Raw genomic sequence first — 17,558 nt, forward strand, 5'->3', positions numbered from 1 at the left:
CCACGGCTTTTAGTCTTTCAGGAACGATTACCAGCGGTGGTTCAGCAGGATATGACCGCCATAAGCAGCATAGCTGTTTTCACCCCACTCGCCGCTGGCACGCAGGGACAGCGTGGTGGTGTCGTTCAGGTTACCGGTGACGCCCAGTTCAAGCTGCCCACGATCTTCCGGCGTATCGTTGCTGACGGTCTCGCCATTAAACGCCAGATCGTTTTGACCCGCACCTTTCAGCCAGTTCACGGCAACGTACGGCTGCCAGGCTTTAACATCTTTCTGCTGGAAGTAGCTTGATTTGACGCCCAGACGACCAAACAGACCGTCGTTGTCCAGCGTTGTCACCCGCACGCCGTCGCGATCGGTATGATTTTCCTGATCCAGATAGCTGTAGACGATCTGGGCCTGCGGTTCGATTTTCCAGGTGCGCTCATTCTCTGAATCAACCACCCACGCATGGCCCACTTCGACGGAAGCGGCAAAACCGGTGCTGTCGTAGTCTTCATCGTTGCGATTGCTGGTCACTTTATTGTTGTACCAGCTGTAGGCGGCCCAGGTATCAACGTAGCTGCCCAGGCGCAGCTTCTGATCTTCCTGCCAGGTTGCATACAGGCCGACGTTAAAGCCGTCCACTTTGCCCTGCGCATCACGCACGTTGTGTTTTGCATCAGAGTGGGTTTTCGCCTGACCGGCCCCGAACATGCCGCCCACACGCAGAATACCGTTGTCCATAGGCTTGCTCATAAAGTCGCTGCCTACCTGAAGCACGGTGGTGGTGGTGTCATAGCTGACTTTGTCGCCGCCTGCATTGTTTTCATGGTAGCGACCTTTGACGTACATCCAGGTGTTGAGGTCTTCTTCATTACGGAAGGTGATCTGATCGCGATCGTCACGCTTGTGCAGGAACATGCTCTGCGCGGCAAGGTAGTTGCCTAAGTAAGCGCCAACCTCCGGAGCCATGACCTCAGGACCGCTGTTGCTGCCGTTGTCGGTGTTACCGCCGTTGTCGGTGTTACCGCCGTTGTCAGTGTTACCGCCGTTGTCGGTGTTACCGCCATTGTCAGTGTTACCGCCATTGTCGGTGTTACCGCCGTTGTCGGTGTTATCACCGTTGTCGGTGTTATCGCCGTTGTCGGTGTTATCACCGTTGTCGGTGTTATCGCCATCATCGGTATTATCAGACGGTTCATCGGAAGGCGTGGCCTTTGACTCCAGGTACCAGTTGCCGTTGCTGTGCTGATAGAGATTATATTCCCACGCACCGGCAACCACCGGTTTGGCAAGGGTCAACTGGGCTTCGGAGCTGCCGCCAACGCTGACAATTTCCATGCCGTTAACGGTTTGCGCGCCCAGGCCGCCAATGTTGTTAACGCTGACGTCGGACTGGCCAAAGCTGCTGCCGGTAATGGTGAGATGATCGGTTGGCGAGTTGTCTTCACCCAGGGTACTGTTCATCACGATCTGACTGCCCGCAGAGCCGGTATAGTCGCCGTTAATGGTAAAATTATTGCCAACGCTGTTATTGGCGGCGCTGAGTAACAGTGTGCCACCGTTGGTGACGTTGCCGTTGACCGTATCGATACCTGAAACGCTCAGCGTATCGTTACCCTGAATCGCATTCCATGCTGCCAGCGTACCACCCGTGAGGATGTTGATATTGTCGTTTACTTCGCCAGCAGTGGCAAACTGAGCGCCATTTTCGACAGTAATCGTCGCGTTGCTACTCTTTGTACCAAGCGTTGAACCAACAGCGACAAGCGTGGTGCCGCTATGCAGAACGGTATCACCCGTGTAGGTGTTTTTGCCGGTTAGCGTCAGGGTGTTGGAATCCACTTTTTCAACAGTGCCGCTACCGGTAATGCCGGTGGTGAACGCCGTATTACTGCCCTGATTAAAAATAAGGGTGCCGTTGTTGGTCAGTCCACCGCTCAGCGTCGCGGTTTTCGTGCCATCACCCAGCTGGAGAGAAGCATCTTTGGCAACGAGAGTCGTACCTGCATTAGACACATTCCCCGACAGGATTAAATCACCGCTGTTAACCAGCAGCGAATTGCCAGAACCGATAATGTCGATATTCCCTGAGAGCGCCCAGCTTTCGCCGTCCATTTCTAAAGAAGCAAAGCCATCGCCTTCCGATAAGCCAACAAAATTGCTGTCTTCTGTGCCGGTTCCTGCCAGAGTGAGCGTATTTCCTTTAGAGACGCTAGAAATGACGTCGCCTTTCAGTGACGAGCCTGTATCAAGTACCAACGTATTATTTTTGCTGCTGGCAAACGTAATCGCCGTATCGCCACCGCCAATCGAGCCCTTGTTAGTGATATCAACTTTCGCCGTATCCGTTACGTTGATGCCGTTCTGAAGGCCCTGAACGGTACCCGTGTTGATGATTTTCGAATTGCCATCGCTCAGGATAATACCGTTGTCACTCGTGCCGGTGATTGTACCGCTGTTATCTATACCGGCCCCTGTTTGAGCGCTGATACCGTTCTTACCTTTTATCACTCCCGATGACGTATTGGAAATATTTATTGCAGAGGAAGATTCACTGACAAAGATCCCATTTTCAGCGCCGGAAATATTTCCCTCATTATTTAAGTCACCCAGCATTGACTGGATGTTAATAGCGTTGCCTGTTTTAGATGTAATATTTGCGTTGAGATCATTATTAATAATGACGCGCTGCGCGCCAGTATTAATCTCTAGCCCGTTTGCCGTTCCAGAAATATTTCCCTGATTGGTGGCCGTTTTTACGTTAAACCCTGTTACGGAGACGGCCGCCTCATTCCCGGAAGAGGTGATCGTAACGTCTTTACTTATGACGTATTCAGTGTCGGCGGAGAAATCTTGCGGCACGGAGGTGGACTGGTCAATCGTACCGGAAAAGGCTACGGCGGGCGTGAATATCAACAAGGCAGGAAACAGATTGCCCAGCGTTCTGGTTGTTTTATTGAGTCTGAAATAATTGTTGCTCATGTACACATCCATTTGAATAAGAAGGGCGCGATATAACGCATTAAAATAACGTTTATATGCGAAGTAAAAGAATGAGCTCGCGACAAAGAGCATAAAATTATTATTTTTTCAATGTGTTATGTATAGATCGATTTATTAAAAAATTATTTTAGATTTTCTTAAAATATCTCATCTTTATATGGATTAACGGGAGGAATTCATGTCATGGATCTTTTGCGAAGATAAAAACGTCCTGCGAATGATGATTACCAATAGCTGCGCTTTCCTTTTCATGGCCTCTACGCCCCTTTCACCGGGCGGGTTAACTGTCTACACTCACTGCTACAAGAAGAGAAGAAGACAGGCCATTTGATGATACTCATTATTTACGCGCACCCTTATCCGCAGCACTCGCATGCGAATAAGCGGATGCTTGAGCAGGTAAGGACGCTTGATAACGTAGAGATTCGTTCTCTCTATCAACTTTATCCCGATTTCAACATCGATATCGCCGCTGAACAGGAGGCGCTTTCCCGTGCCGATCTGATCGTCTGGCAGCATCCCATGCATTGGTACAGCACGCCCCCACTGCTGAAGCTGTGGATTGATAAGGTCTTCTCCCACGGCTGGGCGTATGGCCACAATGGTCATGCGCTAAAAGGGAAAAGCCTGATGTGGGCGGTTACCACGGGCGGAGGAGAAAGCCACTTTGATATTGGTTCCTTCCCGGGTTTTGAGGTCCTGGCACAGCCGCTGCAGGCGACCGCGCTCTACTGCGGCCTGAACTGGCTCCCGCCTTTTGCGATGCACTGCACTTTTGTCTGCGATGACGAAACGCTGCAGGCGCAGGCTCGCCATTATAAACAACGCTTACTTGAGTGGCAGGAGGCGCACCATGGATAGCCATACGCTGATACAGGCGCTGATATACCTTGGCGCAGCGGCGCTGATTGTGCCCGTGGCGGTACGCCTGGGGCTGGGCTCTGTTCTCGGCTACCTGATTGCGGGCTGCGTTATTGGACCGTGGGGCTTTCGACTGGTGACGGATGCAGAGGCGATCCTTCATTTCGCTGAAATTGGCGTTGTGCTGATGCTCTTTGTGATTGGTCTGGAGCTCGATCCGCAGCGCCTGTGGAAGCTTCGCGCCTCTGTATTTGGCGGCGGGGCGCTGCAGATGGTGGCCTGTGGCCTGCTGCTGGGTGGGTTCTGCATCCTTCTGGGCATGGACTGGAAAGTGGCAGAGCTTATCGGCATGACGCTGGCGCTCTCCTCGACCGCCATTGCCATGCAGGCCATGAACGAGCGCAATCTGACGGTCTCGCAGATGGGACGCAGCGCGTTCTCGGTGCTGCTGTTCCAGGACATTGCCGCTATCCCGCTGGTGGCGATGATCCCGCTGCTGGCGGCCAGCGGTTCCTCCACGACGCTGGGGGCGTTCGCGCTGTCGGCATTAAAAGTCGTGGGGGCGCTGGCGCTGGTGGTGCTGCTTGGTCGCTACGTCACCCGTCCGCTGCTGCGGTTCGTGGCCCGCTCGGGCCTTCGCGAAGTGTTCAGCGCCGTGGCGCTCTTCCTGGTGTTTGGTTTCGGTCTGCTGCTGGAGGAAGCTGGCCTGTCGATGGCGATGGGGGCCTTCCTGGCCGGCGTTCTGCTGGCGAGTTCCGAATACCGTCACGCGCTGGAAAGCGATATCGAGCCGTTCAAAGGCTTGCTGCTGGGGCTGTTTTTCATCGGCGTAGGGATGTCCGTCGACTTCGGCACGCTGGTGACGCACCCGCTGCGGATCGTCGTCCTGCTGGTTGGCTTCCTGATCATTAAAATGGCGATGCTGTGGCTGATTGCGCGTCCGCTGAAGGTGCCGAATAAGCAGCGCAGCTGGTTTGCGGTTCTGCTGGGGCAGGGGAGTGAATTTGCGTTCGTGGTCTTTGGCGCGGCGCAGATGGCAAACGTCCTCGATCCCGAGTGGGCAAAAGCGCTGACGCTGGCAGTCGCACTGTCGATGGCCGCGACGCCCGTTCTGCTGGTGGTGCTGACGCGTCTGGAAAAATCGGGTAGCGATCAGGAGCGCGAAGCCGATGAGATTGACGAGGAGCAGCCTCGCGTCATCATTGCCGGATTTGGCCGCTACGGGCAGATCGTTGGCCGTCTGTTGCTGTCCAGCGGGGTGAAAATGGTTATCCTCGATCACGACCCCGACCATGTCGATACCCTGCGTAAATTTGATATGAAGGTGTTTTACGGCGATGCAACGCGCGTCGATCTATTGGAATCCGCCGGGGCGGCGAAAGCGGAGGTATTGATTAACGCGATTGACGATCCGGAGACCAGCCTGCAGATGGTGGAAATGGCGAAAGAGCATTTTCCGGATCTGACCATCATTTCCCGCGCGCGCGATGTTGATCATTATATCCGCCTCAGGCAGGCGGGCGTCGCAGCCCCCGAGCGTGAAACGTTTGAAGGCGCGCTGAAGTCTGGCCGCATGGCGCTGGAAAACCTGGGGCTCGGCGCGTATGAAGCCCGCGAACGGGCGGATCTGTTCCGTCGCTTTAATACCGAAATGGTTGAAGAGATGGCGGCGATGGCGGGCAGTACGGCCACGGAGCGTGCGGCAGTGTTTAAACGCACCAGCGCCATGCTGACGGAAATCATCAATGAGGATCGCAATCACCTGTCGCTGATCCAGCGTCACGGCTGGCAGGGCACGGAAGAGGGCAAGCATACCGGCGATCCGGCTGACGAACCGGAGAGTAAACCTTCCGCGTGAAGTGGAGTTGCCAGCAATATTAAAAAATTTCTGTATCTTTACTCTGCCGCCAGTCGACGAAAGATTAAGCTTTCCGTATAGTGGCGGCAATTTTTTGCATCCGGGAAATTTTCAATGATCAGTCTGATTGCAGCGCTGGCGGTGGACCGCGTTATCGGTATGGAAAATGCCATGCCGTGGAACCTGCCTGCCGATCTCGCATGGTTTAAACGTACTACGTTAAACAAGCCGGTAGTGATGGGCCGCCTGACCTGGGAGTCGATTGGTCGTCCATTGCCGGGCCGTAAAAATATCGTTATCAGTAGCCAGCCGGGTACTGACGATCGCGTCGAATGGGTAAAATCCGTCGACGAGGCGATTGCTGCATGCGGCAATGCCGAAGAGATCATGGTGATTGGCGGCGGGCGCGTGTACGAACAGTTCCTGCCTAAAGCGCAGAAGCTGTATCTGACCCATATTGATGCGGAAGTGGAAGGGGATACCCATTTCCCGGACTACGATCCGGACGAGTGGGAATCGGTATTTAGCGAATTCCACGATGCGGATGCACAGAACTCTCACAGCTACTGCTTCGAGATCCTGGAACGTCGTTAAGTGATTTGCCCTCTCCCGCCCGGGAGAGGGCATGATTCAGGAGGCGACGGCCTCACTTTCCCCTAAGTCCAGCTGTCGGTTGGACGGCTGAACAAAGTAAGCTTTATCTTCCCAGCGTAAACAGGTTAGCTCTCCGCCCCAGCAGCATCCGGTATCCAGACCGTAAATCCCGTCCGGCGTCCCTTTTCCTTCCAGTGCAGCCCAGTGACCAAATACCACGCTGTACTCACTTGTCACCGGTCCCGGAATGGCAAACCACGGTTTGAGCGGGGCCGGCGCGCTTTCCGGCGTCTCTTTGGAATACATGTCCAGCTGTCCGTTCGGGAAGCAGAAACGCATGCGGGTGAAGGCGTTAGTAATAAAGCGCAGACGGGCCAGACCGCTGAGATCCTCGCTCCAGTGGTTCGGCATGTCGCCGTACATGGCATCGAGGAAGAAAGGATACGAGTCGCTTGCCAGCACCGCCTCAACGTCACGCGCACAGGTTTTCGCCGTTTCAAGATCCCATTGTGGCGTGATCCCGGCATGCGCCATGACCAGCTTTTTCTCTTCGTCAACCTGCAGCAGGGGCTGACGGCGCAGCCAGTTAATCAGATCGTCCGCGTCCGGCGCATCCAGCAGCGGGGTGAGGCGATCTTTAGGTTTATTGCGGCTGATCCCGGCGAACACTGCCAGCAGATGCAGATCGTGATTGCCCAGCACCATGCGCACGCTGTCGCCCAGTGATTTGACGAAACGTAATACCTCAAGCGAGCCGGGGCCACGTGCGACTAAATCGCCCGTCAGCCAGAGCGTGTCCTGTTCTGGCGTAAAGTCGACCTGTTTTAATAATGCGATCAGTTCATCGTAGCAACCGTGAACGTCGCCAATCAGATATGTAGACATTAGATTAATGAATAAGTGTGGTTACGGCGAGACGGAACACGGGAATGGCAACGCGGAAGCCATTGCCATCGACATCGACCATTTCATAATGGCCTTGCATGGTACCCATCGGCGTTTCAATCACCGCGCCGCTGGTGTACTGGTACTCTTCGCCAGGGGCGATGTGGGGCTGTTCACCGACCACACCTTCCCCCTGAACTTCGATTTCGCGGCCATTGCCGTTGGTGATAAGCCAGTAGCGTCCGCGCAGTTGCACGGGCGTCCGCCCCAGGTTGCGAATGGTCACGGTGTAAGCAAAGACAAAGCGTTCTTCGTCCGGCGAGGACTGTGATTCAACATAGACACTTTGTACATGGACACATACGCGGGGCGAATCAATCATGGCTTAACTCTCCTTCGGCGGCGCATTTTCGCTGATGTAATTAGCCAGCTTGCAGTACTGCTCTACGGAAATGTTCTCCGCACGCATTGCCGGGTCGATCCCCAGTTCAGCTAATACCTCAACGGTGAATGAATTGCTGAGGCTGTTACGGATCGTTTTACGACGCTGGTTAAAGGCTTCAGTGGTAATGCGGCTCAGTACACGCAGATCTTTAACCGGGTACGGTTTCGTTTTGTGCGGCACAAGGCGCACAACCGCTGAATCCACTTTCGGTGGCGGTGTGAACGCTGACGGCGGTACTTCGAGTACCGGGATCACGTTGCAGTAATATTGTGCCATCACGCTTAAACGACCATACGCTTTACTGTTCGGGCCTGCAACCAGACGGTTAACCACCTCTTTTTGCAACATGAAGTGCATATCGGCAATGGCATCAGTATAGCTAAAGAGGTGGAACATGAGCGGCGTGGAGATGTTATACGGCAGGTTGCCGAATACGCGCAGCGGCTGACCCATTTTTTCCGACAGTTCGCCGAAGTTCATGGTCATGGCGTCCTGCTGATAGATAGTCAGCTTCGGCCCGAGGAACGGGTGCGTTTGCAGGCGTGCGGCCAGATCGCGGTCCAGTTCGATGACGGTCAGTTCGTCGAGGCGTTCGCCTACCGGTTCGGTCAGTGCGGCAAGGCCCGGGCCGATTTCGACCATCGCCTGGCCTTTTTGTGGATTAATAGCCGAGACAATGCTTTCGATCACGAACTGATCGTTAAGGAAGTTTTGCCCGAAACGTTTACGGGCTAAATGGCCCTGATGGACTCGATTAGTCATTGAGTATTAACAATCATTTTGATGGCGAGATTAAGCGCCGTAATAAAACTGCCGACATCCGCTTTCCCCTGGCCTGCCAGATCCAGCGCAGTACCGTGGTCAACGGACGTTCGAATAAAGGGTAAACCGAGGGTGATATTCACCCCGCGGCCAAAGCCCTGGTATTTTAGCACGGGCAGGCCCTGATCGTGGTACATCGCGAGCACGGCGTCGGCATTATCCAGGTATTTCGGCTGGAAAAGGGTATCAGCAGGCAGCGGACCGCTGAGGTTCATTCCCTTCGCCCGCATTTCGTTGAGTACCGGAATGATGGTGTCGATCTCTTCGGTGCCCATGTGCCCGCCTTCGCCCGCGTGCGGATTCAGGCCGCAAACCAGCACATGCGGCTGCGGGATCCCAAATTTTGTCTGCAGATCGTGATGCAAAATCCCGATGATCTCGCGCAGGAGATCGGGGGTGATCGCATCCGGAATCGCTTTGATCGGCAGATGGGTGGTCACCAGGGCAACGCGCATCGCTTCGGTCGCCAGCATCATCACCACTTTCGGACTGTGCGATCGCTCTTCGAAGAACTCCGTATGCCCGGTAAACGGTATGCCCGCTTCGTTGATCACGCCTTTGTGGACGGGGCCGGTAATCAGGGCGGCAAATTCGCCCTTCAGGCAACCGTCGCAGGCGCGCGCAAGGGTTTCAACCACATAGTGGCCGTTTTCCGTGCTGAGCTGGCCAGGAATGACCGGCGTACGAAGGGGAACAGAAAGAAGGGTGAGGGTACCGGCTTGCTGCGGTGCAGGCTGTTGGCCTTCAACGTAAGGGATGAGCGTTAAAGGCAGACCGAGCAGCGTTGCCCGGTCCTGTAACAGTGTTGCATCCGCGCAGACAACCAGTTCTACTGGCCAGCTGCGCTGGGCGAGCTGGACAACGAGGTCAGGCCCAATCCCGGCGGGTTCGCCGGGCGTGATAACAACACGATGCTGTTTCATTAGTTGCTCAGCACTTTCACGTAAGCACTGGCGCGTTGTTCCTGCATCCAGGTGGCTGCTTCTTCAGAGAACTTACGGTTAAACAGCATACGGTAGGCTCTGTCTTTCTGCGCCGCATCCGTTTTATCAACGTTACGGGTGTCCATCAGCTCGATCAGATGCCAGCCAAACGAAGAGTGGACCGGCGAGCTAATCTGGCCTTTGTTCAGCTTCATCAGCGCGTCACGGAAGGCAGGATCGTAGATATCCGCTGCCGCCCAGCCCAGATCGCCGCCCTGGTTAGCAGAGCCAGGATCCTGCGAGAACTCTTTTGCTGCTTTCGCAAACGAGGTTTTACCGCTCTTAATGTCTGCTGCAATCTGTTCCAGCTTAGCACGCGCCTGATCGTCAGTCATGATTGGTGACGGTTTCAGCAGAATATGACGAGCGTGAACTTCGGTAACAGAGATATTTTGGCTCTGGCCGCGCAGATCGTTCACTTTCAGAATGTGGAAGCCCACGCCTGAACGGATTGGACCGACGATATCCCCTTTCTTCGCCGTGCTCAGGGCCTGGGCAAAGATGGATGGCAGCTCCTGAATACGTCCCCAGCCCATCTGGCCGCCTTTCAGCGCCTGCTGGTCTGCGGAATAGGTGATGGCCAGCTTGCCAAAGTCACCGCCGTTACGCGCCTGTTCGACAATGGAACGCGCCTGACTTTCTGCTTCCGCAGCCTGATCGGACGTTGGATTCTCTGGCAGTGGGATCAGAATGTGGCTCAGATTCAGCTCCGTGCTCGCATCGTTCTGGTTACCCACCTGTTTTGCCAGCGCCTCCACTTCCTGAGGCAGGATAGTGACGCGGCGACGCACTTCGTTGTTACGCACTTCCGAAATCAGCATCTCTTTACGGATCTGATTACGGTAGGTGGCGTAGCTGATGCCGTCATAGGCCAGACGGCTGCGCATCTGGTCTAAAGACATGTTGTTTTGTTTCGCGATGTTAGCGATCGCCTGATCGAGCTGCTCGTCAGTGACCTTCACACCCATTTTCTGCCCCATCTGCAGAACGATCTGATCCATGATCAGACGCTCCAGGATCTGGTGGCGCAGCGTGGCGTCATCCGGAAGCTGCTGACCCGCTTCGCCCGAATTGAGCTTCACCGATTTCATCAGACCGTCAACGTCACTTTCAAGCACGACGCCGTTGTTAACCACCGCGGCGACTTTATCAACAACCTGGGGGGCCGCGAAGCTGGTATTCGCAACCATAGCGACACCGAGCAGCAGCGTTTTCCAGTTCTTCATACTTTTTCCATTTCAATTAACCGCAAAGCGGATTACGTTGCAAATCAAGCACATTACAAGGAACTGCGGTAAGGCAGAATATTCGAGCGCAGCATTTTCTGCGTACCCAGACCGTAGTTGGAACTCAGGCCGCGTAACTCGAAGTTAAAGCCAATCACGTTATCGTATTTGCTTTGATTGTTTTCCCAGCCGTTAAGCTTACGTTCGTAACCGACACGCAGCGCGTAGCAGCATGAGTTATATTGCAGCCCCACCATCTGGTCAGCAGCTTTATTCGCGTTAGTGTCAAAGTAGTAAGCGCCTACGATTGACCAACGGTCGGCGATGGGCCAACTCGCTGCCGCACCGACCTGAGAAATACCATCCGAATATTGTGGCGATTTCCAGTAGTTGATGCTGTTCTGATCATTGCTTTTCGGTAGCGTTGCCTGAATATATTCTGGGCTAGCGTAACGATAGCTTACCTGAATCATACGATCTTCATCGCGACGATACTCTATGGCTGCACTACTGTTAGCAACGTTGTCGAGACGCGTGTCATACTGCACACCGCCACGCAGGCCCCAACGGTCAGTCATACGCCAGTAGGTATCTCCCGCCCACACTATCGATCCCGTTTTGTTGTCTTTCTCCCACTGAATATTGTCATCGCCCGTGCGAGACTCTGTGAAGTAGTAGATTTGACCCACAGAAACGTTAAAACGTTCAACGGCGGCATCATCATAAACACGTGTTGTGACGCCGGTCGTTAACTGGTTCGCTGAGGCGATGCGGTCCAGACCGCCGTAAGTACGGTCGCGGAACAGGCCACTGTAGTCGGACTGCAGTAAAGAGGAGTCGTAGTTTTGAATGTTGCTCTGATCGCGGTATGGCACGTACAAATACTGCATACGCGGTTCAAGCGTCTGGGTATACCCATCCGCCAGCAGGGCCATATCACGCTCGAAGATCAGCTTGCCGTCCATTTTAAACTGCGGGAGCGTTCGGTTAACCGACTCTTCCAGATGTGCACTGTTCGTTGCGTTGTAATTATCGAGATTTTTTTGCTGATAGTGCGTCGCCATCAGCTTGGCTTCGGTATTCAGACTTGCCCAGTCGTTAGACCATGGCAGATTGATCGTCGGCTCAAGGTGAACACGCGTGGCTTCAGGCATGTCCGAATCCGTGTTCACGAAATGCACCGCCTGAGCGTAAACCCGGGTGTCGAATGGACCTACATCATTCTGGTACCAGTTGACGTCCAGCTGTGGCTCAGCGCCATAGGTAGGCGTGGACTGGTCAGAAAACACCTGAAATTTCTTGGTCGAGACGGTTGCATCAAAGTTCTGCACCGCATAGCCTACGCTGAATTTCTGCGTGGCATAGCCATCGGTACTCGAGCCGTATTTGGACGAGAAGTCATTAAAATAAGCCGAATCGCTGACTTTGGTGTAGTCAACATTAAAGCGCCACACCTGATCCATCACCCCGGAATGCTGCCAGTAGTACAGCCAACGGTGACGGTTATCACCCGAGACGTTTCTGGCGTCGTCCTTGTAAACGTTATCCGACGGCAGATAATCCAGCTCCATCAGACCCGCACCGGCGTGGGTCAGATAGCGGAATTCGTTCTCCCACATGACGTTGCCGCGCTTGTGGATATAGTGCGGCGTGATCGTCGCATCCATGTTGGGCGCGATATTCCAGTAATACGGCAGGTAGAACTCAAAGTAGTTCGTGGTGCTGTATTTGGCATTTGGGATCAGGAAACCGGAGCGACGTTTGTCACCCACGGGAAGCTGCAAATAAGGGCTGTAGAATATGGGGACCGGACCCACTTTGAAGCGGGCATTCCAGATCTCAGCGACCTGCTCTTCGCGGTCATGGATAACCTCGCTCCCGACCACGCTCCAGGTATTTGAACCCGGCAGACACGACGTAAACGTGCCATTTTCCAGGATGGTATAGCGGTTTTCACCGCGCTGTTTCATCAGGTCTGCGTCACCGCGCCCCTGGCGACCCACCATCTGGTAATCACCTTTCCAGACGTTAGTGTCTTTGGTATTCAGGTTTGACCATGCTTTCGGACCTTTCAGGATGACCTGATTGTCGTCATAGTGCACATTACCCAGCGCATCCACCGTGCGTACCGGTTCGGCCGCGCCTTCCGGCTGCTTCTGGTGCAACTGCACTTCATCTGCCTGCAGGCGGCTATTGCCCTGATTAATATCGACATTGCCTGTAAACGTGGCATTGTCAGGGTAAGTCCCTTTTGAACTGTCGGCAGTAATGGTTACCGGCAAGCTATTGGTATCGCCACTCACCAGTGGGCGATTATAACTTGGGACGCCAAGCATACACTGCGAGGCGAGATCGGCCGCCAGCCCCTGTTGACTGTACAGGGCGGTGCCAATCATTGTGGCCAGGAGGGTGGGGATACGTTTTTTCATACGTTGTATTTTATTGTTCCGTCATCAGTGGCTACGGCTTACAAACGCTCAGAGACTATCTTACTCATCTGCGCAGTACCAGCGTTAATCCTGCCCGTTTGCGTGCCAGAGTGTTAGGCTCGCTATCGAATGACGAGTATGATAAAGCAAATTATAGGCGATGTCCTTCAATTGACCGTGACTTGAACACAGTGATGATGACGTTGCGTCGGCCAGGAATATGACTATCCGGGGAGTATATGCAGTATTGGGGTAAAATAATCGGCGTTGCGTTCGCCATCATCATGGGTGCCGGGTTCTGGGGAATAGTGCTGGGGCTTATTATTGGCCATATGTTTGATAAGGCGCGCAGCCGCAAAATGGCCTGGTTTGCCAATCAGCGCGAGCGTCAGTCACTCTTTTTCTCCACCACTTTTGAGGTGATGGGGCATTTAACCAAATCCAAAGGCCGCGTTACGGAAGCAGATATTCAGATTGCCAGCGTCTTTATGGACCGCATGAATCTGCACGGTGACTCCCGCCTGGAGGCGCAAAATGCGTTTCGCATCGGGAAATCCGATAACTATCCGCTTCGCGAAAAAATGCGTCAGTTCCGCAGCATCTGCTTCGGCCGTTTTGATTTAATTCGGATGTTTCTGGAAATTCAGATTCAGGCGGCCTTCGCCGACGGCTCGCTTCATCCTAACGAGCGCGATGTTTTATACGTGATTGCGGAAGAGCTGGGCATCTCCCGTATGCAGTTCGACCAGTTCCTGCGCATGATGCAGGGCGGGGCGCAGTTTGGCGGCGGCTATCACCAGCAGTCATCTGGCGGTGCCTGGCAGCAGGCGCAGCGTGGTCCGACGCTGGAAGATGCCTGTAACGTACTTGGCGTAAAGCCTTCTGACGATCAGACCACGATCAAACGTGCCTATCGTAAGCTGATGAGCGAGCACCATCCGGACAAGCTGGTCGCGAAAGGCTTACCGCCGGAAATGATGGAGATGGCGAAGCAAAAGGCGCAGGAAATTCAGAAAGCGTACGAACTGATTAAAGAGAAGAAAGGCTTTAAATAAGCCCCTCTGTGGAATGAAGAAGGGCCTGGCAGGATGAACTGCCAGGCCCTTTCTACGTGATTACCAGCTGTAGCGTACGTTCAGACTGCCGTTTACATCGCTGTAATCATTATCACCTTTCTGTCCGGACACCTGGGCGATAACGCTCCATTGCTTGTTCACATTCGCCTGAACACCCGCTTTCAGCTCCGCACGATCGGCAGGAATATCCTGTTTGATCTGTGTGTCACCAAAGTTAACTGCCGTTTCTTCAGAGGTATGCAGCCAGTTGACCTCCGCAAACGGCTGGATAACCGCGTCGTTCGCCTTATTCATCTTGCTGTCAACTCGCAGACCTAAACGGGTGGTCCAGCTGTCACCGTTTTGCCCATCAATCGTTGTGCCGCTGCTGTCTTTGATGTCATCGGCACGGTAATCCTGCCAGATGATCTGTGCCTGCGGTGTGAGGCTCAGCGTGTTGTCGCCGAGTGCGACATCGTAGCGATAGCCCGTTTCCAGCGAAACGGCGTTGGCGTTTGAATCGTAATCCGTTGAGCCAACGTCACCGTTATCTACGCTGTTGTGGTACATCCCGTACTGATACCAGCTGTCGACATAAAAACCCTGATGCTGTCGGGCATCGGCAAACCAGGTGGCATAGACGCCGAGGTTATAGCCATCGACTTTACCGTCAGCGCTAAAGCGGCTGCCGTCAGCACCTCTATTGCCTGTGCTGTCGCTGCTGGCGTTCATATAGCTACCCATAATCCCGACCACCAGGCTTTGTTCGCCGTTGTTCCAGGCTGCAACATCGCCCCCCATCTGGAACTGGGAGTAGTTGCTGTCGATATCAATATTGCTCTCTGCCGCAGTGGACTGGTTCTTACCTGCTTTGAAACGCGCCCATGTCGTGCCGTTTTGCGATTTGAACTGGCTGCCTTCTCGGTCTGAGAGGGTCTGCATCTGCAGATCGCGAGCCAGCCACTGGTTGCTAAGGTATGAACCGATATCAGCACGATACTGAGGCGTTACGTCGCCACCCTCACCCGTGGCCTGGGAACGGAGATACCAGTTCCCTGAGTCCTGATACAGACGGTATTCGTAGGCGTTGATTTGGACCTGGTTACCCTGAACAAAGGTACCGTTTGATTCACCGCCGACCTTAATCACTTCAATTCCGTTTTGGGTCAGGGCCCCCTGACCGCCTGCGTTGTTAATGTACAGGGTAGTGTTACCGGACGTATTCCCCGTAATGTTAAGCATATCGGTTGGCGACGTGTCGTCGCCTAACTGCGTATTCAGCGTCAGAGACCCCTGGTTACCGGTATAATCGCCGTTTACGATCAGTGTGTTACCGGTCGTTGTGCCGTCGGTACCTTCGATATTGCCGCTGATAATGCTGCCTGCGTTGCTCAGGTCACCATTGATCGTAAGCGTGTCGTTGAATTGAATGGTGCCCTTGCTGTTAACATTGCCGTTCACCACGCCGTTGTCGCCACCAAACGTCGCGCCTGCCGCGACATTCACGGCCTGATCGCTGTTTTGTACGCCGATAACGCCGGCCTCGCCCAGCCAGAGCGTGCCCTGGTTAACATCTGTTGTGCCGCTGTAACTGTTTGCGGCATTCAGAATCAGCGTACCTTGCCCCTCTTTGGTGAGTGATTTACCGTCCCATCCCGTCGTGGCGTTAGCATTTTGATCGACAAGCGCCGTGCTCAGCGTAAAGCTGCCGTCAGCATTGTTCAGGGTGAATGTACCGTGAGCCGCCGTTGGCGTTGGGTTCTGGCTGGCATACCAGGCTAATGACGGCGTCAGGACGTAATTCGTCACGTCGGCGGGGTCAACGGCGCCGCTGAAGGTGATGAAGTCAACGGATCCTGATGCCATACCCGCGACGGTGAAGTGGGTAAAATTGCCATTGATTGCATTTTCAGCGTCAATCACCGTGAAGGTGCTATCCGCTGAAAGCGTGCTGGCACCACCGTAACCCGTAATATTCAGCGTGCCATTCAGCGTTGCATTCTGAGCGATAACAGGGGCACTTGTCGCGTTTGCATCGAGGTAGACATCAGTTTGGCTGTTATCCTGAAGGATGAGATTACCGACATTGAGCGTACCGGCACTGCCGTTTTCATCGCCGAGCGTGATGCGCCCGTTACTGGAAAGATTACCGACGCTGGAATCGCCGGTAAGCAGCCACTGGCTGTTTTCATCCAGATTCATGCTGACATTATCACCGCTGGCCTTAACGGCGCCGGACAGCTTGCTGTTTTGAGCGCTCAGGGTGACTGCATCGGCGGTATTGGCCACGGTGAGCAGATTGTCTGCATTCATCGTTTGCACATTCTTCACGCTAATATCGGCAGATCCTGAATCCACGGCAAAAGCACTTCCTCCGGATGCGGTTGCCGTAATGCTTCCGCCGTCAATTGTGGCGGCATTTTTTCCACCGCTGAACGAGAAGACGGCATTGCTACCGGAAATATTACTGTTAGCGATGGCGGCATTGCTGGCGTTTTGCAAGATGATGGCTACAGACTGTTCACTGGTAATCGTGGTGCCGGTTGCATCAAATTCCCCGCCGTTATTGATAACCACCGCCCGTGAATTTTCCCCGGTCGTGATAACAGAACCGTTATTCAGCACGACAGCGCTGGTTGCTTTACTGGAGGATATCGCGTCAGAATTCTGTCCATGCGTGGCAATTTGCGTATCCGAGAGCGCTGCTCGGCCGAAATTGGATAAACCGATAGACTTTTCACCGTAAGTATCAATTTTTGATGAGTCTAAGGTGAACGTTTGGGTGTAATTCTGAATCCCGTAGCTCTCGCTACCGGTTGTACTAATGGTGACCCCGGTGCCGGTCATTTCGCCATTGTTAAATATGCCCGCATTACCAAAATCACCAGTGGTTTTTATAGTAACGTTAGCTAATGTGACCGTTCCTTGTTGGTTAACGAGCCCCCTGGCCATGCCATACCCAGATGTAGTAATGGTGGTGTTGGGATCGTCTAGCGTGACTTTCGCGCCATTGAAAACGTAAAGGCCCATCGCTGAGTCTCCGCTAGTCGATATTGTCAGCGCGCCACTATCGTTAACAACGACATCGGAACCCTGGGCTGTTACCGCTGCGGTAACATTCTCTGTGGTTGAGTATTCGCCGCTGATCTCGTTATCACCTGGGACAGCCTCAAACGTCCTGTCAGTCGCGAGTGCCGAACCCGCAATGCCGGATAAAATAAAGGTCGCGATAGCCCCTCCAGCGCGAACGCGTGAGCGGGTTTTGCTGTCTCCACGGGAAAACTCAGAGGCAACAATATACATATTTCTGGCGTAATTCCAGATGATGTTGTAAGTCCTGTTCATATACGTCCTTGTAAATTGATGAGTCGATTGTTTCTGAATGTTTTTGGCTAGCGAAATGACCTGGCCT

At 53.9% G+C, this 17,558-nt stretch carries 12 protein-coding genes; 4 read left to right on the forward strand and 8 right to left on the reverse strand.

The window, feature by feature from the left end:
- Window positions 1–27 precede the first annotated feature (27 nt).
- A complete protein-coding gene (locus ACMGGQ_RS01585; protein ID WP_420289510.1) occupies window positions 28–2,967 on the reverse strand; it encodes an autotransporter outer membrane beta-barrel domain-containing protein in 2,940 nt (979 codons plus the stop codon).
- A gap of 351 nt (window positions 2,968–3,318) precedes the next feature.
- Between ACMGGQ_RS01585 and kefF the strand changes: the two genes are divergently transcribed.
- The 3 genes from kefF to folA all read left to right on the forward strand — a co-directional run bounded on the left by kefF (window position 3,319) and on the right by folA (window position 6,301).
- Window positions 3,319–3,849, forward strand: a complete 531-nt coding sequence (gene kefF, locus ACMGGQ_RS01590) for a glutathione-regulated potassium-efflux system oxidoreductase KefF (RefSeq protein WP_420289511.1) — start codon at window positions 3,319–3,321, stop codon at window positions 3,847–3,849.
- On the forward strand, window positions 3,842–5,707 hold the full coding sequence (kefC, locus tag ACMGGQ_RS01595) for a glutathione-regulated potassium-efflux system protein KefC (protein WP_248222943.1): 1,866 nt from the start codon (window positions 3,842–3,844) through the stop codon (window positions 5,705–5,707). The genes kefF and kefC overlap by 8 nt, the downstream gene beginning before the upstream one ends.
- Before the next feature lie 114 nt (window positions 5,708–5,821).
- Window positions 5,822–6,301 carry a type 3 dihydrofolate reductase gene (folA, locus tag ACMGGQ_RS01600; protein ID WP_008502023.1) on the forward strand — a complete coding sequence of 160 codons (480 nt, stop codon included), beginning with the start codon at window positions 5,822–5,824 and terminating at the stop codon, window positions 6,299–6,301.
- A gap of 36 nt (window positions 6,302–6,337) precedes the next feature.
- Here folA and apaH read toward each other — a convergent pair whose 3' ends face one another.
- The 6 genes from apaH to lptD are packed head-to-tail and all read right to left on the reverse strand — an operon-like array spanning window position 6,338 to window position 13,091.
- On the reverse strand, window positions 6,338–7,186 hold the full coding sequence (gene apaH, locus ACMGGQ_RS01605; RefSeq protein WP_045907773.1) for a bis(5'-nucleosyl)-tetraphosphatase (symmetrical) ApaH: 849 nt from the start codon (window positions 7,184–7,186) through the stop codon (window positions 6,338–6,340).
- A gap of 4 nt (window positions 7,187–7,190) precedes the next feature.
- On the reverse strand, window positions 7,191–7,568 hold the full coding sequence (gene apaG / locus ACMGGQ_RS01610) for a Co2+/Mg2+ efflux protein ApaG (protein ID WP_032644031.1): 378 nt from the start codon (window positions 7,566–7,568) through the stop codon (window positions 7,191–7,193).
- Between the two features lie 3 nt (window positions 7,569–7,571).
- Window positions 7,572–8,393: a 16S rRNA (adenine(1518)-N(6)/adenine(1519)-N(6))-dimethyltransferase RsmA gene (gene rsmA, locus ACMGGQ_RS01615; RefSeq protein WP_008502020.1), complete on the reverse strand. Its 822-nt coding sequence runs from the start codon at window positions 8,391–8,393 to the stop codon at window positions 7,572–7,574.
- On the reverse strand, window positions 8,390–9,376 hold the full coding sequence (pdxA, locus tag ACMGGQ_RS01620; protein ID WP_045907774.1) for a 4-hydroxythreonine-4-phosphate dehydrogenase PdxA: 987 nt from the start codon (window positions 9,374–9,376) through the stop codon (window positions 8,390–8,392). Before pdxA ends, rsmA begins: the two co-directional genes overlap by 4 nt.
- Window positions 9,376–10,662, reverse strand: coding sequence for a peptidylprolyl isomerase SurA (surA, locus tag ACMGGQ_RS01625; RefSeq protein ID WP_420289512.1), 1,287 nt, complete (start codon window positions 10,660–10,662; stop codon window positions 9,376–9,378). The genes pdxA and surA overlap by 1 nt, the downstream gene beginning before the upstream one ends.
- Before the next feature lie 53 nt (window positions 10,663–10,715).
- Entirely contained in the window at window positions 10,716–13,091 is a 2,376-nt protein-coding gene (gene lptD, locus ACMGGQ_RS01630) for an LPS assembly protein LptD (RefSeq protein ID WP_045907776.1), read from the reverse strand.
- Window positions 13,092–13,330: 239 nt separating this feature from the next.
- On the opposite strand from lptD, the gene djlA reads away from it, so the two are divergent.
- Entirely contained in the window at window positions 13,331–14,146 is an 816-nt protein-coding gene (djlA, locus tag ACMGGQ_RS01635) for a co-chaperone DjlA (RefSeq protein WP_008502016.1), read from the forward strand.
- 60 nt (window positions 14,147–14,206) lie between these two features.
- Here djlA and ACMGGQ_RS01640 read toward each other — a convergent pair whose 3' ends face one another.
- Window positions 14,207–17,491, reverse strand: a complete 3,285-nt coding sequence (locus ACMGGQ_RS01640; RefSeq protein ID WP_420289513.1) for an autotransporter outer membrane beta-barrel domain-containing protein — start codon at window positions 17,489–17,491, stop codon at window positions 14,207–14,209.
- Window positions 17,492–17,558 lie beyond the last annotated feature (67 nt).

The sequence above is a fragment of the Enterobacter sp. BNK-13 genome (assembly GCF_048685015.1).
Taxonomy (GTDB): Bacteria; Pseudomonadota; Gammaproteobacteria; order Enterobacterales; family Enterobacteriaceae; genus Enterobacter; species Enterobacter quasiroggenkampii.